Consider the following 14,287-nt stretch of genomic DNA (forward strand, 5'->3'; position numbering starts at 1 on the left):
ACCGGCGCCGTCTGACGCTAGCCTCAACCCATGCGGACCCTGTATCCCGAGATCGAGCCCTACGACAGCGGCATGCTGGATGTGGGCGACGGCCAGCAGTTGTACTGGGAGACCAGCGGCAATCCGGACGGGAAACCGGTCGTCTTCCTGCACGGCGGCCCGGGTGGCGCGACCGCCCCTGCGCACCGCCGGCTGTTCGATCCCGAGCGCTACCGCATCGTGCTGTTCGATCAGCGAATGTGCGGCCGGAGCCTCCCGCACGCCAGCGAGCCGGCCGCCGATCTGTCGGTGAATACGACGTGGCACCTGGTGGAGGACATCGAGCGCCTCCGCGAGCACCTGGGTGTGGAGCGCTGGCAGGTGTTCGGCGGCTCGTGGGGCAGCACGCTGGCGCTCGCGTATGCGGAGACGCATCCGGAGCAGGTGACCGAGCTGGTGCTCCGCGGCATCTTCACGCTCCGGGCGCAGGAGCTCGACTGGTTCTACGAAGGCGGCGCGGCGGCGCTGTTCCCGGACCTGTGGGAGGGGTTCCTCGAGCCGGTCCCTGCGGAGGAGCGCTCGCACCTGATGCGGGCGTACCACCGGCTGCTGACGGACCCCGACCCCGCGGTGCACGAGCCGGCCGCGGTGGCCTGGTCGCGCTGGGAGTCCTCGACGATCACGCTGCTCCCGCGCCCCGACCTGGTAGAGACGTTCACGCAAGGCCAGTACGCGGTCGCGTTCGCGCGCATCGAGAACCACTTCTTCATCAACGGCGGCTGGTTCGAGGAGGGGCAGCTGATCCGTGACGCGCCGACGCTCGCCGGCATCCCGACGGTCATCGTGCAGGGTCGCTACGACGTGTGCACGCCGCCGATGACGGCCTGGGACCTCCACAGGGCGCTCCCGGAGGCGGAGCTGCGCATGATCCCCGATGCGGGGCACGCGTTCGACGAGCCGGGCATTCTGGATGCGCTGGTGGAGGCGACGGACCGGTTCGCCGAGGGTGCGGCCGGCTAGCGGGTCAACCCGCGAGGACCGCGAGCGCCTTCCGCAGCTGCGTGGATGACGTGGTCATCGTGTACGGGAAGTACACGACCTCGACGCCCACGGCCGCGAACTCGCGCTCGAGGCGCAGACCCTTCTCGGTGCCGCGCCAGTCGTCGCCCTTGAAGAAGACGTCGAACTGCAGCTCGCGCCACGTGTCCAGCTTGTCGGGGACGGTCTCGGCGACCGCCTCGTCGACGTACTCGATGCTGCTCACGATCTCCAGGCGCTCCGCCAGGGGGATCACCGGGCTGATGCCCTTGGTGAGCTCCAGCATCTCGTCGGAGACGACGCCCGCGATCAGGTAGTCGCACTGGCTCTTGGCGTGCTTCAGGATGTTCAGGTGTCCGATATGGAACAGATCGAACGCTCCTGCGGCGTAGCCGACACGTCGGGTCACGGGCTTCCCCCCTCGGGTTGAGTTATCCTCACCTATTCTGTCGGATTAGTGAGGATTTGTCACCACGAGGTTTCCGGGGCCGTGCGGACCGCCCGGCGCGGCCTGTCAGGCCGCCTGCGACGCCCCCAAAAGAAGGGGCGCAATGCGTCCCACCAGGGGTTCTATCTGACCGAGCGCAGCGCGATACGCCGCGTTGCCCCGGCCGTACGGGTCGAGGATGTCGCCTTCGTCGTAGCCGCGCCGGGTCGCTGCGCCGAGCGAGCGGACCCGCAGCCCGGGCCGATGCGCCGCCGCCCACGCCACCAGCTCCCGGAGTTCCAGACCGGCCGGTGCGCCGGCGATCGCGTCCGCGAACTCGGTCATCGTGAACGCGCGCCGCACCACCCGCGGCTCGTGCTCGGTGACCCACGCCAGATGCTGCTGCGTGGCCGTCAGAACGAGGTCCGCTTCGGCCAGAATCCCTCTGTTCGCCTGGCGAGCGGCGAAGTCGGCGACGTCGATGCCGCGCTCTTCCAGCAGCAGGTCCATCGGGGGGTTCACCGGCCAGCCGACCTCGGCGTGCGTGCCGACGGATCGGACGTCGAACCGGCTGTCGGGACGGAGCGCGTCAGCGAGCAGGAACTCCATCGCGGGTGAACGGCAGATGTTGCCGGTGCACACGGTGAGGATGCGGAAGGGGCCGGATTCGGGCATGGAACCATTCTCCCGGAAACCTCACATCCTCATCCGGGAGTTCGCCGCTGAGGCGCTGGGCCACCCGAATGGGGGGTGTCGGATCCATGGAGAAGATCAGGTACGTGAGGTAAACTCAGTGATTTTGTTCGCCATTCCGCCGAACCTCGTGTTAGCGTCTCTCCAATCCGCGCAGAAGGCCTGGTCTCACCTCTGTGTTTTTCTGTTCGCGAACTATCAGTATTGGAAGACAGTCCATGGTCCGCAAGGCCAGACACCGCCTCACCAACACCGCAAAGTCCCCCGCCCCCCGAATCTCACCCCGCAACATCCTGGTCGCCTCGACCTCGACACTGGCCATCGCCGGTCTCGCGGTCGTCGGCCTGCCGGCGATCACTGCGTCTGCTGCACCCTCCAACTACGTTGTCGGGACCCCCCTGGTCTCCGACGACTTCTCGCGCGTCATGGCGAGTGGATGGGGCAGCGCGCCGATCGGCGGCGCCTACAAGACGTCCGGCGCTTCGGCCTTCTCGGCCACCGGAAGCGCAGGCAGCATGGCGCTTCCGCGTCCCGGCACCTCGCTGACCGCGGCTCTGCCGTCGGTCACGGCCGCCGATGTCACGACGTCGGCGACGATCGACATTCCGCGCCTGCCCACCGGCGGGAACGGCCTCTTCGCAGGCGTCCAGACCCGCGTCTCCGGCGGCTCGTATTATCAGGCCAACGTCCGCGTGAACGCGGGCGGCGTCCTGACGCTGACGATCCTCCGGATCAACGGCTCCACCGCCGACCAGACAACGGTCGGCAAGGAGATCCGCGTCGCGACCGGCCTGAAGGCGGGCGCCTCCGTGCGCCTCGAGTTCCAGGCGACCGGGTCCAACCCCGTCCACCTGCAGGCGCGTGCCTGGCTCGACGGCCAGAGCACTCCGAACTGGCAGGCCGTCGCCGACGACTCCAGCGCGAAGCGTCTCACCGCGTCCGGCACGCTTGCCGCGTGGTCGTACGTCTCCGGGTCGACGGCCGCAGAGCCGGTCGCCTTCGACTCCCTGACCGCGGCGACGCTGAAGCCGGTCGACCAGACGCCGACCCCGACGCCGACCCCCACGACGCCGCCGACGCAGACGCCCACGCCGACGCCGACCCCGACGCCGAGCCAGCCGGCAGAGCCGACTCAGCCGACGCCGCCGGTCACCGACCCGACGCCGACCGATCCGGCCCCGGCGGGCGACCCGAGCATCGACACCTCCGGTACGCGGTTCGCGACCGGGGCTGCGGCCATCGGCACGACCTCGTACCCGGTGCCCTCGGGCGCCATCCTGGTCGCTCCGAACGGTTCGGATAGCGCGGCCGGCAACGCATCGGCCCCGTTCCGCACCGTCCAGCACGCGATCGACGCGGCGCCCAACGGCGCCACGATCGTGCTCCGTGCCGGGAACTACCACGAGTCGTTGACGGTCCCTGGTAACAAGAAGCTGACCATCCAGTCGTACCCGAAGGAGGCCGCGTACCTCGACGGCAGCTCCGTCGTGAGCGGCTGGGCGCAGAGCGGCTCGACCTGGGTCGCCGGCAACTGGAACCACGTCTTCGACTCGAGCCCCACGTACGACCGGGGATCGGGCGACAGCTCCACCCCGGGCTGGCAGTGGCTGAACTCGTCGTACCCGATGGCCGCCCACCCCGACCAGGTGTGGATCGGCTCGGCCGCGCAGCAGCAGGTGGCGAGCCGTTCGCAGGTTCGCGCCGGCACGTTCTTCTACGACACCGGCGCCAAGCAGCTCGTGCTCGGCACCAACCCGGGCGGCCAGCAGGTGCGCGCCAGTGACCTCCAGAAGGCCATCAGCGTCGGATCCGCCGGCTTCACGCTCAAGGGCGTCGGCGTCCGCCGCTACGCTCCCTCGGTGCCCGACATGGGCACGGTGACGGCGTACAAGGGCGGCGCGCTGTTCGAGAACGTCGCGTTCACGGACAACGCCACGACCGGCGTCTCGCTCGGCGGCGACGGCAACACGCTGCGTTCGGTCACGGCCGCCCGCAACGGTCTGCTCGGTGTGCACGCCAACGGCTCCGACCACCTGACCCTCGACCACGTGCTGGCCGCGGGGAACAACGCGGAGCACTTCAACACCTCGCCCGTCTCGGGCGGCGTGAAGATCACCCGGTCGCGCATCATCGATGTCCGCAACAGTGCGTTCGTGCGCAACCAGTCGCACGGCCTGTGGATGGACGAGTCCGTGTACGGCATGACCATCTCGCACAACGACTCCATCGGCAACGCCGGCAACGGCATCGTGCTGGAGATCTCGGCGAACGCGTCCCTCGTGGACAACGTGTCGTCGCGCAACACCTCCGCCGGCATCAAGCTGAATGACATCAGCAACGCCAAGGTCTGGAACAACACGCTGAGCGACAACGCCCGGAACCTGGACATCACCCAGGACTCGCGGCGCGGGAACAACGCGTCGGACGCCGGCCACGACCCGCGGCAGGCGTTCCCGGACCCGACGATGACCTGGATCACCGGTCCCACCACGATCCGGAACAACATCATCTCCGGTGGCTCGGGCAACTGCCTGCTCTGCGTCGAGGACTACTCCCACCAGTACTCGGCCGAGCGCCTGCAGGTGTCCAGCGACTACAACGTGTACCGCCGCACCTCCGCATCCTCGCCCAACTGGGCGGTGATCTGGTCCCGCGGCGCCGCCGACCCGGCCGTGTACACGACCTTCGCGGCGTTCACGGCGGCCACCGGTCAGGAGGCGCACTCGACGGTCAACGAGAACGCACCGTCGCTCGCACCGTCCCAGCTGCTGGCGTCGGTGACGGGCGCGGCCACCGGACTTCCGGCGGACCTCGCGTCGCTCATCGGCAAGCCGGCCGGATCCGTCCACGTCGGCGCCTGGTGATCACTCGCTGATCACCGGGTGACCGGATCTCCGGTCGTCTCTACAGCACGTCCCCTCGGCCGTCGCCGGGCACTTCAGCCCGGCGGCGGCCGAGGTCGTGTGTGACGTACCAGAGGTTCGGGATCACCTGGCAGAGGGCGACGCTGATGGCGGAGCCGACGATGGGACCGCCCGCGCCGATGACGCCGATCAGCCACCACGACAGCACGAGGTTGAGCGGCACGCTGGCAAGGATCGGCCACACCTGGAACGTGAGCCCGCGCTTGTCTGTCATGTACATGCCGGCCGGGTACTTCGCGGCCTGCAGGGCGACGAACACGACGAACCCGCCGACCAGCCACGGGTCGAGGGTGAAGCGGTCGCCCGCGATGAAGTGGGTGAGGTACGGCGAGATCGCCGCGAGCACGAGGCCGAGGCCCAGGCCGCCGGCGAGGAACCACAGCGTCGGCTTCATCGGCGACTCGATGCGCGACTCCGAGCGCGCCTTCGCGTAGATCGGCCAGAGCGCGATGCCCGCCGCGGCGATCGTCTGCACGACCAGGCCGAAGAGCTGGGATGCGAGGTTGTACTGCGCGAGCTCGGTGCCGGTGGTGAGGTGGCTGAGCAGCAGCCGGTCGGTCTGCATCGCGATCGGGAGCGCGACCATCTGCACGAGCATCGGCCAGGCGACGCCCATGGCCGGGACTCCGGGATAGCGCCGTGGGAACGGCACCTCGCGGAGCGCCTTCCCGATCTGCGGGCGGATCATGCGCGCTGCGAGCAGGAGGCAGATGAACGACGCCAGTCCGTTCGCGATGTAGGAGAGCACCGCGAGGAAGCTCCCGGCCGGCGCCGACAGGGCGACGAGGGTGGCGAGGCCGAGGAACATCGCTGGAGCGACGACCGCCTGGCTGGCGGTCTGCATGCTGGTGCGGCCGAGGCCGACGAGCACGCGCGAGCCGACCGTCAGGGGCAGGACGAGCGCGAACGTCCCGAGGCAGAGGAACGCCGCGAGGCTGCCGCCGTCGGGCAGCAGGGCGCCGCCCAGGATGACCGGCCACCAGCCGAGGACGGAGATCACGATGCCGACGCCGACGATCGCGGCAGCGGAGGTGAGCAGGATGCGGAACGCCGTCACGATGGTGCTCCGCACCAGGCGGTCGGATGCCGGCTTGTCGGATCCCGCGACGGCGTTGATGACGACCGCCGCGATCCCGAGGTCGGCGAACGGCAGCAGCGCGGGCAGTGCGGCCAGCAGGCCGTACTGCGCATAGGCGTCGGTGCCGAAGTTCTGGATGATGAGCCGGCTGTTCACGATGCCGATCAGGCCCGACAGGCCCATGACGACGACCTTGATGACGGCCGTCGAGCCGACGGCGCGCACCATCCCGTGCTTGCGTGGAGCCTTGATTGTGGTCATGCGGTCGGCCGGTCGTCGAAGAGCGCGCGGCCGGCGGCGATGCGACCGTCGACCCGCGGCAGCGCCGAACGGATGTCCGCCGCGCTGCGGTGACGGCCGAGGGCGGCATCCACCCCGTCGGCGATCCGCGCGGCGTCGGCGTCGCCGGGGAGGACGAGGTGGCCGGCATCGATGAGGAACTCGGCGATGCCGGTCTCGGAGGTGGTGATCACCTCGCAGCCGTGGGCGAGCGCCTCCACCAGCGGCAGGCCGATCTGCTCGCGCCAGCCGCCGACGCGGCGGGAGGGCAGCACGAGCACGTGCGCGCGCAACAGTTCGGTGTGGATGACGTCGCGGGGCGGGTCGACGATCAGCCGGATGGACGGGTCCTCCGCTGCGGCGGCCTCCGCCTGCTCCAGCATCCCGCCCGACCCGATGAGGGTCAGCGTTGCGCCTTCACGCCGCGAGCGGATCGCGGGCCAGGCGGCGAGCACGTCGCCGAAGCCCTTGCGCGGCGAGAACGAGCCGAGGAAGACGACGCCGTCGGGGTCGCGCAGCACCGTCCGTCCCTCGTCGCAGTGGCACGGGCTGGGCAGCGCTTCGACCGTCAGCTGGCGCCGGGGGCGGCGGGCGAACCGCTCGCCGTAGAGGTCGCGGGCGCCCGGAGTGCCGTAGACCACGGTGTCGAGCCGGTGCCAGATGTAGGAGGAGAGCATCCGCTCGAGGGTGCGACGGATGCGGCTGCGCAGGCGCGGCGGGCGGGCGGCGAACGGGTCGAGGTTCTCGATCGCGTAGGTCGCGACCTGGGCGCGCGGGGCTCCGAAGAGGCGCTTCAGTCCGAGCGCGGCGAGCATCGCGGCCGTGCGGGGGAGGGAGTCCAGGTACAGCGGCTCGTCCACCTCGACGCGGGTGATCCGGCTGCGCAGGGCGAGTCGTGCGGCGCCGAGGGTGCCCGCCTGAGCGAGCTCGATCCCGGTCGCGAGCTGCGGGTCGAAGTCGTACCGCTTGACGCGGTACACGATGGCCGCGGGGTCGAGTTCGTGCGCGCGTTCGAGGTGCACGCTGCGCACCTGGTCGTACAGTCGCACGTGCTGGTGATGAAGGGTTGGCGCTTCAGTCGCCACGGGCCGCTCCGGGTCTGCTCGGGGCCGTCGAGTCGGGTGTCGGGCCTCTTGAGCCGAGTTTAGGGAGCCCGGCGTCAAATAACGAGACATTCTCACAAATGCACCCAGTCTTGGGGGTGAGTGCTGGCTCTGGATGCGTACCGCCCCTAAAGTTGGTCGCACCATGACCGAGCCCGAGCGAATCGTCGTCCAGCAGTCCTTCCCCGATCCACGGCCCACGACCAACCCGTACATCGTGATGCTGCGTGACGCCCTCGCGGCGACGCCCGGGCTCGAAGTGCGCACGTTCTCCTGGAAGCGCGCGCTGCTGGGCCGGTACGACGTGTTCCACGCGCACTGGCCCGAGATCCTGGTCGCGGGGCAGAGCCCGCTGAAGGCCCTGGTCCGGCAGGGGCTGACGGCCGTGCTCCTCCTCAAGCTGCGACTGACGCGCACGCCGATCGTCCGGACCGTGCACAACCTGCACCTGCCCGAGGGCATCTCCCGCCGCGAGCGTGCCCTCCTGCGCTGGTTCGACCGGTGGACGGCACTGCGCATCCGGCTCAACCCGACGACGCCGTTCCCGGCGGACGCGGCCTATGAGACGATCCTGCACGGCGACTACCGGGAGTGGTTCGGCCGCTATCCGAGGCCCGGACGCGAGCGCGGCCGTCTCGGCTACTTCGGCCTCATCCGCCGGTATAAGGGAGTGGAGCAGCTGCTCGAGGTCTTCGCGCAGACGCCGGGGGACGATCTGCGGCTGACCGTCGCGGGCAAGCCGTCCAGCGACGAGCTCGCGGCGACCGTCCGCGAGCTCGCCGACCACGATCCGCGGGTGCGGGTGCAGCTGGCCTTCCTGCAGGATGCGGAACTCGCCGACGTGGTCGGCCGTAGCGAGCTGATCGTGCTTCCGTACCGCGACATGCACAACTCCGGCGGAGTGCTGACCGCGCTCTCGCTCGACCGGCCGGTGCTCGTGCCGGACAACGAGACGACCGCCGCGCTCGCCGACGAGGTCGGACAGCAGTGGGTGCAGCGCTATGCGGAGCTGACGCCGGAGGTGCTCCGGGATGCGGTAGAGCGGGCGGCCGGCGTCGACGGGCACCCGGACCTGAGCGCCCGCTCGTGGTCCGACACCGGGCCGCAGCACGAGGCCGCATACCGGCGGGCGATCGCGCTGGTGCGGCGCCGTCGCGGTGCTGCGCAGGCCGCGGCACGCGAGCCGATCAGCTCCTGAAGCGCGCCTCCCGGACGAGCCGTCCGTTCGCCGCCGCTTCTCCGAGTGAAGTGAAGCGCAGGCCGCGGGCCGCGTAGCCCGCGGTCACCTGGGCCAGCAGGACGCCGTGGTCCAGGCGCGGAGCCGGGCCGTCGTCGACCCCGTCTACCGCGTCGGCGTGACCGTCGTGGCCGAGGATGATCGCGCCCCGGTCCGCGGCCAGTGCCAGGCGCATCCGCTCGTCATGCGGGGCGTCGCGCCAGTCGGCGAGGGTCGGTCCCCACAGCACCGGCTCCATCCCGGCTGCCTTCACGGCGCGCCAGGAGCGGAGGCTCTGAGCGCCGTACGGCGGACGGAACCAGCGGATGTGCCGCCCCGTCAAGTCTTCGAGCTCTGCTCGGGAGTCGCGCATCCGGCCGGAGAGGGTCTCCGGCGGCACGGTCGTCAGCCGGCGATGATCGGGTCCGTGCAGGGCGACCTCATGACCCGCCCCCAGGATGTCGTCGAGGAGTCCCGGGTCGCGCCGGGTCCGCGTCAGCAGCACGAAGAAGGTCGCGGTCGCTCCGGCATCCGCCAGCGCTTGAAGCACGCCGGCCGTGCGGAAGGACGGCCCGTCATCGAACGTCGCCACGACGACCGGCTCCTCGGTGCGGACGCGCATCACCGAACCGAACGGGCCGCCGACGCGACGGACGAAGGCGACCGCCCGGTCTCTCGCGCTCACGCCTGAGGCCCGTCGGTCGGGCGCGCGTACTCCTGGTAGACGCCGCCGAACGCCGCCCACACCATCCCGGCGCCGCGGTACGCCGCACGGGAGCCGCGAGCCTGATGGCCGGGGGAGCGCAGCAGGAGTCCGACGGCCGTGCGGGCGACGCCGAGCACGACGCGACCGGCACCCCCGACCGCGGCGCGGACCCGCGCGAGCAGGGTGCCGACCGGGCCGGATGCCAGCCGGACAGTGACGACGGCGGCCGAGTTGCCGTGGCTCCAGGCGCGGCGGAGCACCCAGCGGCGGCTGATGCGCGCGGCCGGGACGAGGTCGGTGATCACGGACTCGTTGCACCAGACCATCCGGTAGCCGGCGCGGGCGAGCTGCCTGCTGAACAGGGTGTCCTCGCCGCCGCTCAGCCCGAGGTCGAGCGCGAACCGCAGACCGCTCTCGCGCACCTGGTCGAGGTCGAGGAGCAGGTTGCCGGCGGCGGCGACGCTCAGCGGGGTGCCGGTCGGCAGGGAGCGGCGCACGAAGAAGCGGCCCTCCTCAATCCACCGGCCGGGCGGACGCTCGAACTCGGCGACGACGCGGCCTGCGACCAGTGCCGGCTCCGAGATGCGCCAGACGCGGATCAGCTCGTGCAGCCAGCCGGGATGCGGGTGCTCGTCGTCGTCGATGAAGGCGAGCAGCCGTGAGCCGGCGCTCTCGTCGAGCGCACGGTTGCGGGCGGCGGCGATGCCGGGATGCGGCTCGACGACGTAGCGGACGCCCGCCTCCTCGGCGGCGACTCGACCGCTCGCACCAGGGTCGTTGTCGATCACCAGGACCGAGGTCTCCGTGGCGCCCGTCGCATCCACTTCGTCCGCCTGGGCGCGCAGCATCGGCAGCAGGACGCGCAGCTCGTCGGGACGGTGGAACGTCGGCACGGCGATCGTCACGGGCAGGCGCTGGTCGGTCATCGAGTACCGGTCCTCGGGTCGGGTGGCGGAGTCACCATGCTCACACAGGTATAGGCTTCACGCCAGCGCCCGGGACGGGGGCGGCCGGACGAGGGGAGCAGGATGACGTTCGACGGGCTCGCCGTTATCGTCGTCGGCTACGGCTCGTCGCGGCTGCTCGAACAGAACCTCGCGCCGCTGACCCGCCGGCTGGACGGGGCGCGCACCATCGTCGTCGACAACCGGACGACCGACGAGGAGCGTCAGGCGATGCGCCGCCTCTCCGCCGCGGAGGGCTGGGAGCTCGTCGAGCCGGACGGTAACCTCGGCTTCGGGCTCGGGATGAATGCGGGAGCCGAACGCGCGCTGGCGCAAGGCGCCACCCACCTGCTCCTGCTCAACCCGGACGCCACCATCGAACCGGCCGACGTCGAGACCCTGCGGGCTACGGCAGGCGACGAGCCGTTCGCGCTACTGGCGCCGCGCATCCTGCGCCCCGACGGTACGGTCTGGTTCGACGGCTCGGACCTGCACCTGAAGGATGGACGCATCACAGCGTCCCGCAAGCGCGAGCAGCTGGGGCTGACCGACGTCGAGCAGTGGCTGAGCGGCGCCTGCCTGCTCGTCACCGCGGAGCTGTGGCGAGCGATCGACGGCTTCGGCGACGGCTACTTCCTGTACTGGGAGGATGTCGAGCTCTCGTACCGGGCACGCCGCGCCGGCGGACGCGTCGAGGTGGTGCCCGAGGCGACGGCGGTCCATGCCGAGGGCGGCACGCAGGGCGACGGCCATGCGTCGAGCGGCGAGGCCAAGTCGAGCACCTACTACTACTTCAACATCCGCAACCGGCTGGTGTTCGCATCCCGAAACCTCGACCGGGATGCGGTGAAGCGCTGGAGGCGTGCCTCGCTGCCGATCGCGTGGGAGGTGCTGCTGCAGGGCGGGAGGCGCCAGTTCCTGCGCTCGCCGGCGCCGTTGTGGGCGGCGTTCCGAGGGGTCCGCGACGGTCTCCGGGCCGCGCGAAACAGCACATCCCGGTGAACGCCCCCCGAAAAGGGGAGCAACAATTGAGGATTTCTCGTCATAGACTGTGAGGGCAACAGAGACCCGACCCTGGTGCACACCGAAACCGAGATACGCGGAGACTCGCCCGCTGCCACGGTTCCGTTTCCGTCGTCGGGAATCGCCGTACCGACCGACGCGAACGAGAGAAGCCGATGCACACCAGGGGGAAGCGCTCAGGGGATGTGCTCAGCATCGCCATGGTGGGGACGCGGGGCGTGCCCGCCCGCTACGGCGGGTTCGAGACGGCCATCGAAGAAGTGGGCTCCCGCCTCGCCGAACGCGGACACCGCGTCGTCGTCTACTGCCGCCCGACTGCCGACGACGGTGATCGCCCCGCCGAGTACCGCGGGATGGAACTCGTCCACAAGGGCGCCCTGCACCGCCGGTCGCTCGAGACCCTCAGCCACACCGGCCTCTCCGTCGCGCACCTGCTGCGTCACCGGACGGACGCCGCCCTCGTCTTCAACGCCGCCAACTCCCCGTACCTCCCGCTGATCCGCGCGGCGCGCATCCCGGTCGCCACTCACGTCGACGGCCTCGAATGGAAGCGCGACAAGTGGAAGGGCACCGGTCGCCGCTACTACCGGCTCGCGGAGTCGGCCGCCGTGCGCTGGTCCGACGGCCTCATCGCCGACGCCCAGGGCATCGCCGATTACTACCGCGACGAGTTCCACGCGGAGACCCGGCTGATCGCCTACGGCGCTCCGCGGGTCGCCGACGAGTCCGACCTTCTCGAAGGCCTTGGACTGCGGCCGCAGGGATACCACCTGCTGGTCGCCCGCTTCGAACCCGAGAACCACGTGCACACCATCGTCGACGGATACCGCCGCAGCGGCGCGACCCGTCCGCTCATCGTCGTCGGTTCCGCGCCCTACGCTGACGCGTACACCGCCCAGGTGCACGCGCTCGCCGACGACCGCGTCCGCTTCCTCGGCGGAGTGTGGGACCAGCGCCTGCTCGACCAGTTGTACGCGAACGCCTTCAGCTACCTGCACGGCCACTCGGTCGGCGGCACCAACCCGTCCCTCCTCCGCGCGATCGGGGCCGGAGCGCCGACGCTCGCCTACGACGTGGTCTTCAACCGCGAGGTGCTGGGAGCCGCAGGCGGCTACTTCACCACGGAGGACGACGCCGCGCGTGTGATCGAGAGGTCCGAGGCCGACCCGGCCGGGCATCCCGCCCGCCGCGAGGCCACCCGGCAGCGCGCCGCCGCCTACGACTGGGACGACGTCGCCGACAAGTACGAAGCCCTCTGCCGAGACCTCGCCGACGGCGTGCAGGTCCGCTCCCGGCGCCCGTTCACCGCGCAGCGTATCGGCGCCGAGCGACCGCGGCTGACCGGAGAGGCGGTGGAGTCATGACCGGCGACACCGTCGACGGCGCGACCGCCCGCGAATCCTACGGCTCGGTGCTGCGACGGCTCGCCGCCGCCCAGAAGCCTGCCGCCCGCAGCGCGCCGGCGTACTCCCGGTTCGTCAACAGGAGGCTCGGGCGCTACCTCACCGCGTGGGCGTTCCGTGCCGGACTCACGCCCAACGCCGTCACCGCCATCAGCGCGGTGTGGACATTCGCTGCGCTCATCCTGCTCGTCGTCTTCCCACCGTCGTGGATCCTCGGCATCGGTGTGGCGATCATGCTGCTCGTCGGCTACGCCTTCGACAGCGCCGACGGCCAGCTCTCCCGCCTGACCGGGCGCAGCAGCCCCGCCGGGGAGTGGCTCGACCACATGGTGGATGCCACCAAGGTCGTCAGCATGCCGCTGGCGCTCGGTCTCGGCTTCTACCTCCACTCGTCGACCCCGGTCGCGTGGCTGATCGTCCCGCTGATCTCGACCATCGTCTCGTCGGTGCTGTTCTTCGGCATGATCCTGACCGAGCAGCTCCGCCGGCAGCACGGCCGGGTCTCCCTCGCCACCGACGCCCCCGGGCGACCGTCCTGGATGCGCGCGGTGCTCGTCCTCCCGATGGACTACGGCGTGCTGTGCCTGTCCTTCGTCCTGCTGGGCTGGCTGCCCGGTTTCCTCGTCCTCTACACCCTCATCGTCCTCGCGACGACGCTCTTCCTGTTCGCCGCAGCAGTCAGCTGGTTCCGCGAACTCCGCTCCGAAGGAGACCGGCCATGACATCCGACGACCAGACCCAGAAGCTGCCCACCCCGGACGAGACGCCGGAGAAGAAGAGCGGATGGTCGCGCAAGCGCATCGGCCTCGTCGCGCTCGCCACTGTCGGCGGTCTCGCGATCATCGCCGCGATCGTCATCGCGTCCGTCTACACGTTCTCCCGCCCGGCCGGCGGTCCCGTCGCGAACGCGCTGAAGCCGGCCGCCTCCCAACTGCCGCACCCCAGCGACAGCGGAACGGCCGGCGCCACACCTGGCGCAACGCCCTCCGCCGGCGCGACCGACACGCCCGCGTCTCCTGCTCCGGCGAAACCCGGCGAGATAGATGCGCGCTTCGGCGGCGTCGTCGCCCAGACGGCCGAGGTGAAGCAGGACGTCAAGACGCCGTCCGGGCTCACCGCGAGCGTCGTCTCGGTCGAGTCGTACACCGCCACCGCGAAGCGCGCTGGCGAGGTCAGCGGACCCGCCGTCAAGGTGACGCTGCGCCTCACCAACGGCACCGGCGGCGCATTTCCCGTCTCGACGGCGGGCGTGAACGCCTACTACGGTTCGGGTACGACACCCGCATCGCCTGTCGCGAACGACCCGGCCGCGAAGCCGTTCACCGGATCACTTGCGCCGGGCGCATCCACGACCGCTGTGTACGTCTTCACCGTTCCTGCGGACCAGGATGCGAAGGTCACCGTAACCTTGAGCGATCAGGCGGGCGCAAAGCTCGTGGTGTTCCAGTGATCGCTCCGGCGACCGGCGAGGAGA

The 14,287-nt window shown here is 70.6% G+C and carries 13 protein-coding genes; 7 read left to right on the forward strand and 6 right to left on the reverse strand.

What is annotated here, in order from left to right; genetic code table 11:
- The first annotated feature begins 30 nt into the window (after nucleotides 1-30).
- Complete coding sequence (gene pip, locus AB4Z18_RS01680) at nucleotides 31-999, forward strand: prolyl aminopeptidase (RefSeq protein ID WP_441780968.1); 969 nt, start codon at nucleotides 31-33, stop codon at nucleotides 997-999.
- A 4-nt stretch (nucleotides 1,000-1,003) separates the two neighbouring features.
- Here the strand turns inward: pip and AB4Z18_RS01685 are convergent, their stop codons facing one another.
- Both AB4Z18_RS01685 and AB4Z18_RS01690 read right to left on the reverse strand, forming a co-directional pair.
- Nucleotides 1,004-1,426, reverse strand: coding sequence for an adenylyltransferase/cytidyltransferase family protein (locus AB4Z18_RS01685; RefSeq protein WP_441780969.1), 423 nt, complete (start codon nucleotides 1,424-1,426; stop codon nucleotides 1,004-1,006).
- 105 nt (nucleotides 1,427-1,531) lie between these two features.
- Nucleotides 1,532-2,119 carry an arsenate reductase/protein-tyrosine-phosphatase family protein gene (locus AB4Z18_RS01690; protein ID WP_441780970.1) on the reverse strand — a complete coding sequence of 196 codons (588 nt, stop codon included), beginning with the start codon at nucleotides 2,117-2,119 and terminating at the stop codon, nucleotides 1,532-1,534.
- A 236-nt stretch (nucleotides 2,120-2,355) separates the two neighbouring features.
- Between AB4Z18_RS01690 and AB4Z18_RS01695 the strand changes: the two genes are divergently transcribed.
- Nucleotides 2,356-5,001 carry a right-handed parallel beta-helix repeat-containing protein gene (locus AB4Z18_RS01695; RefSeq protein WP_441780971.1) on the forward strand — a complete coding sequence of 882 codons (2,646 nt, stop codon included), beginning with the start codon at nucleotides 2,356-2,358 and terminating at the stop codon, nucleotides 4,999-5,001.
- A 40-nt stretch (nucleotides 5,002-5,041) separates the two neighbouring features.
- Here AB4Z18_RS01695 and AB4Z18_RS01700 read toward each other — a convergent pair whose 3' ends face one another.
- Both AB4Z18_RS01700 and AB4Z18_RS01705 read right to left on the reverse strand, forming a co-directional pair.
- Nucleotides 5,042-6,400 (reverse strand): lipopolysaccharide biosynthesis protein, encoded by a 1,359-nt coding sequence (locus tag AB4Z18_RS01700; RefSeq protein ID WP_441780972.1) that lies wholly within the window; start codon nucleotides 6,398-6,400, stop codon nucleotides 5,042-5,044.
- Entirely contained in the window at nucleotides 6,397-7,467 is a 1,071-nt protein-coding gene (locus AB4Z18_RS01705; RefSeq protein WP_441780973.1) for a glycosyltransferase family 4 protein, read from the reverse strand. Before AB4Z18_RS01705 ends, AB4Z18_RS01700 begins: the two co-directional genes overlap by 4 nt.
- Nucleotides 7,468-7,666: 199 nt before the next feature.
- Here AB4Z18_RS01705 and AB4Z18_RS01710 point away from each other — a divergent pair, with 199 nt between their 5' ends.
- Nucleotides 7,667-8,719: a glycosyltransferase gene (locus AB4Z18_RS01710; RefSeq protein WP_441780974.1), complete on the forward strand. Its 1,053-nt coding sequence runs from the start codon at nucleotides 7,667-7,669 to the stop codon at nucleotides 8,717-8,719.
- Here AB4Z18_RS01710 and AB4Z18_RS01715 read toward each other — a convergent pair.
- Both AB4Z18_RS01715 and AB4Z18_RS01720 read right to left on the reverse strand, forming a co-directional pair.
- On the reverse strand, nucleotides 8,709-9,422 hold the full coding sequence (locus AB4Z18_RS01715; protein ID WP_441780975.1) for a polysaccharide deacetylase family protein: 714 nt from the start codon (nucleotides 9,420-9,422) through the stop codon (nucleotides 8,709-8,711). The genes AB4Z18_RS01710 and AB4Z18_RS01715 overlap by 11 nt on opposite strands.
- Complete coding sequence (locus AB4Z18_RS01720) at nucleotides 9,419-10,369, reverse strand: glycosyltransferase family 2 protein (RefSeq protein ID WP_441780976.1); 951 nt, start codon at nucleotides 10,367-10,369, stop codon at nucleotides 9,419-9,421. The genes AB4Z18_RS01715 and AB4Z18_RS01720 overlap by 4 nt, the downstream gene beginning before the upstream one ends.
- Nucleotides 10,370-10,471: 102 nt before the next feature.
- On the opposite strand from AB4Z18_RS01720, the gene AB4Z18_RS01725 reads away from it, so the two are divergent.
- The 4 genes from AB4Z18_RS01725 (at nucleotide 10,472) to AB4Z18_RS01740 (ending at nucleotide 14,263) form a co-directional block, all read left to right on the forward strand.
- Entirely contained in the window at nucleotides 10,472-11,389 is a 918-nt protein-coding gene (locus AB4Z18_RS01725; RefSeq protein WP_441780977.1) for a glycosyltransferase, read from the forward strand.
- Between the two features lie 176 nt (nucleotides 11,390-11,565).
- A complete protein-coding gene (locus tag AB4Z18_RS01730; RefSeq protein ID WP_441780978.1) occupies nucleotides 11,566-12,774 on the forward strand; it encodes a DUF1972 domain-containing protein in 1,209 nt (402 codons plus the stop codon).
- The gene (locus AB4Z18_RS01735) at nucleotides 12,771-13,535 is read left to right on the forward strand and encodes a CDP-alcohol phosphatidyltransferase family protein (protein ID WP_441780979.1); all 765 of its coding nucleotides are present in this window, start codon (nucleotides 12,771-12,773) and stop codon (nucleotides 13,533-13,535) included. Before AB4Z18_RS01730 ends, AB4Z18_RS01735 begins: the two co-directional genes overlap by 4 nt.
- Nucleotides 13,532-14,263 carry a hypothetical protein gene (locus AB4Z18_RS01740; RefSeq protein WP_441780980.1) on the forward strand — a complete coding sequence of 244 codons (732 nt, stop codon included), beginning with the start codon at nucleotides 13,532-13,534 and terminating at the stop codon, nucleotides 14,261-14,263. The genes AB4Z18_RS01735 and AB4Z18_RS01740 overlap by 4 nt, the downstream gene beginning before the upstream one ends.
- Nucleotides 14,264-14,287 lie beyond the last annotated feature (24 nt).

Source organism: Leifsonia sp. 2TAF2, from assembly GCF_052115085.1.
In the GTDB taxonomy this organism is placed as follows: domain Bacteria; phylum Actinomycetota; class Actinomycetes; order Actinomycetales; family Microbacteriaceae; genus Leifsonia.

Bases quoted from the DNA above. Each gene is read 5' to 3' on its own strand.
- AB4Z18_RS01725 (WP_441780977.1), top strand. From the start codon at position 10,472: ATGACGTTCGACGGGCTCGCCGTTATCGTCGTCGGCTACGGCTCGTCG.
- AB4Z18_RS01690 (WP_441780970.1), bottom strand. From the start codon at position 2,119: ATGCCCGAATCCGGCCCCTTCCGCATCCTCACCGTGTGCACCGGCAAC.
- AB4Z18_RS01720 (WP_441780976.1), bottom strand. From the start codon at position 10,369: ATGACCGACCAGCGCCTGCCCGTGACGATCGCCGTGCCGACGTTCCAC.
- pip (WP_441780968.1), top strand. From the start codon at position 31: ATGCGGACCCTGTATCCCGAGATCGAGCCCTACGACAGCGGCATGCTG.
- AB4Z18_RS01735 (WP_441780979.1), top strand. From the start codon at position 12,771: ATGACCGGCGACACCGTCGACGGCGCGACCGCCCGCGAATCCTACGGC.
- AB4Z18_RS01710 (WP_441780974.1), top strand. From the start codon at position 7,667: ATGACCGAGCCCGAGCGAATCGTCGTCCAGCAGTCCTTCCCCGATCCA.
- AB4Z18_RS01730 (WP_441780978.1), top strand. From the start codon at position 11,566: ATGCACACCAGGGGGAAGCGCTCAGGGGATGTGCTCAGCATCGCCATG.
- AB4Z18_RS01700 (WP_441780972.1), bottom strand. From the start codon at position 6,400: ATGACCACAATCAAGGCTCCACGCAAGCACGGGATGGTGCGCGCCGTC.
- AB4Z18_RS01740 (WP_441780980.1), top strand. From the start codon at position 13,532: ATGACATCCGACGACCAGACCCAGAAGCTGCCCACCCCGGACGAGACG.
- AB4Z18_RS01695 (WP_441780971.1), top strand. From the start codon at position 2,356: ATGGTCCGCAAGGCCAGACACCGCCTCACCAACACCGCAAAGTCCCCC.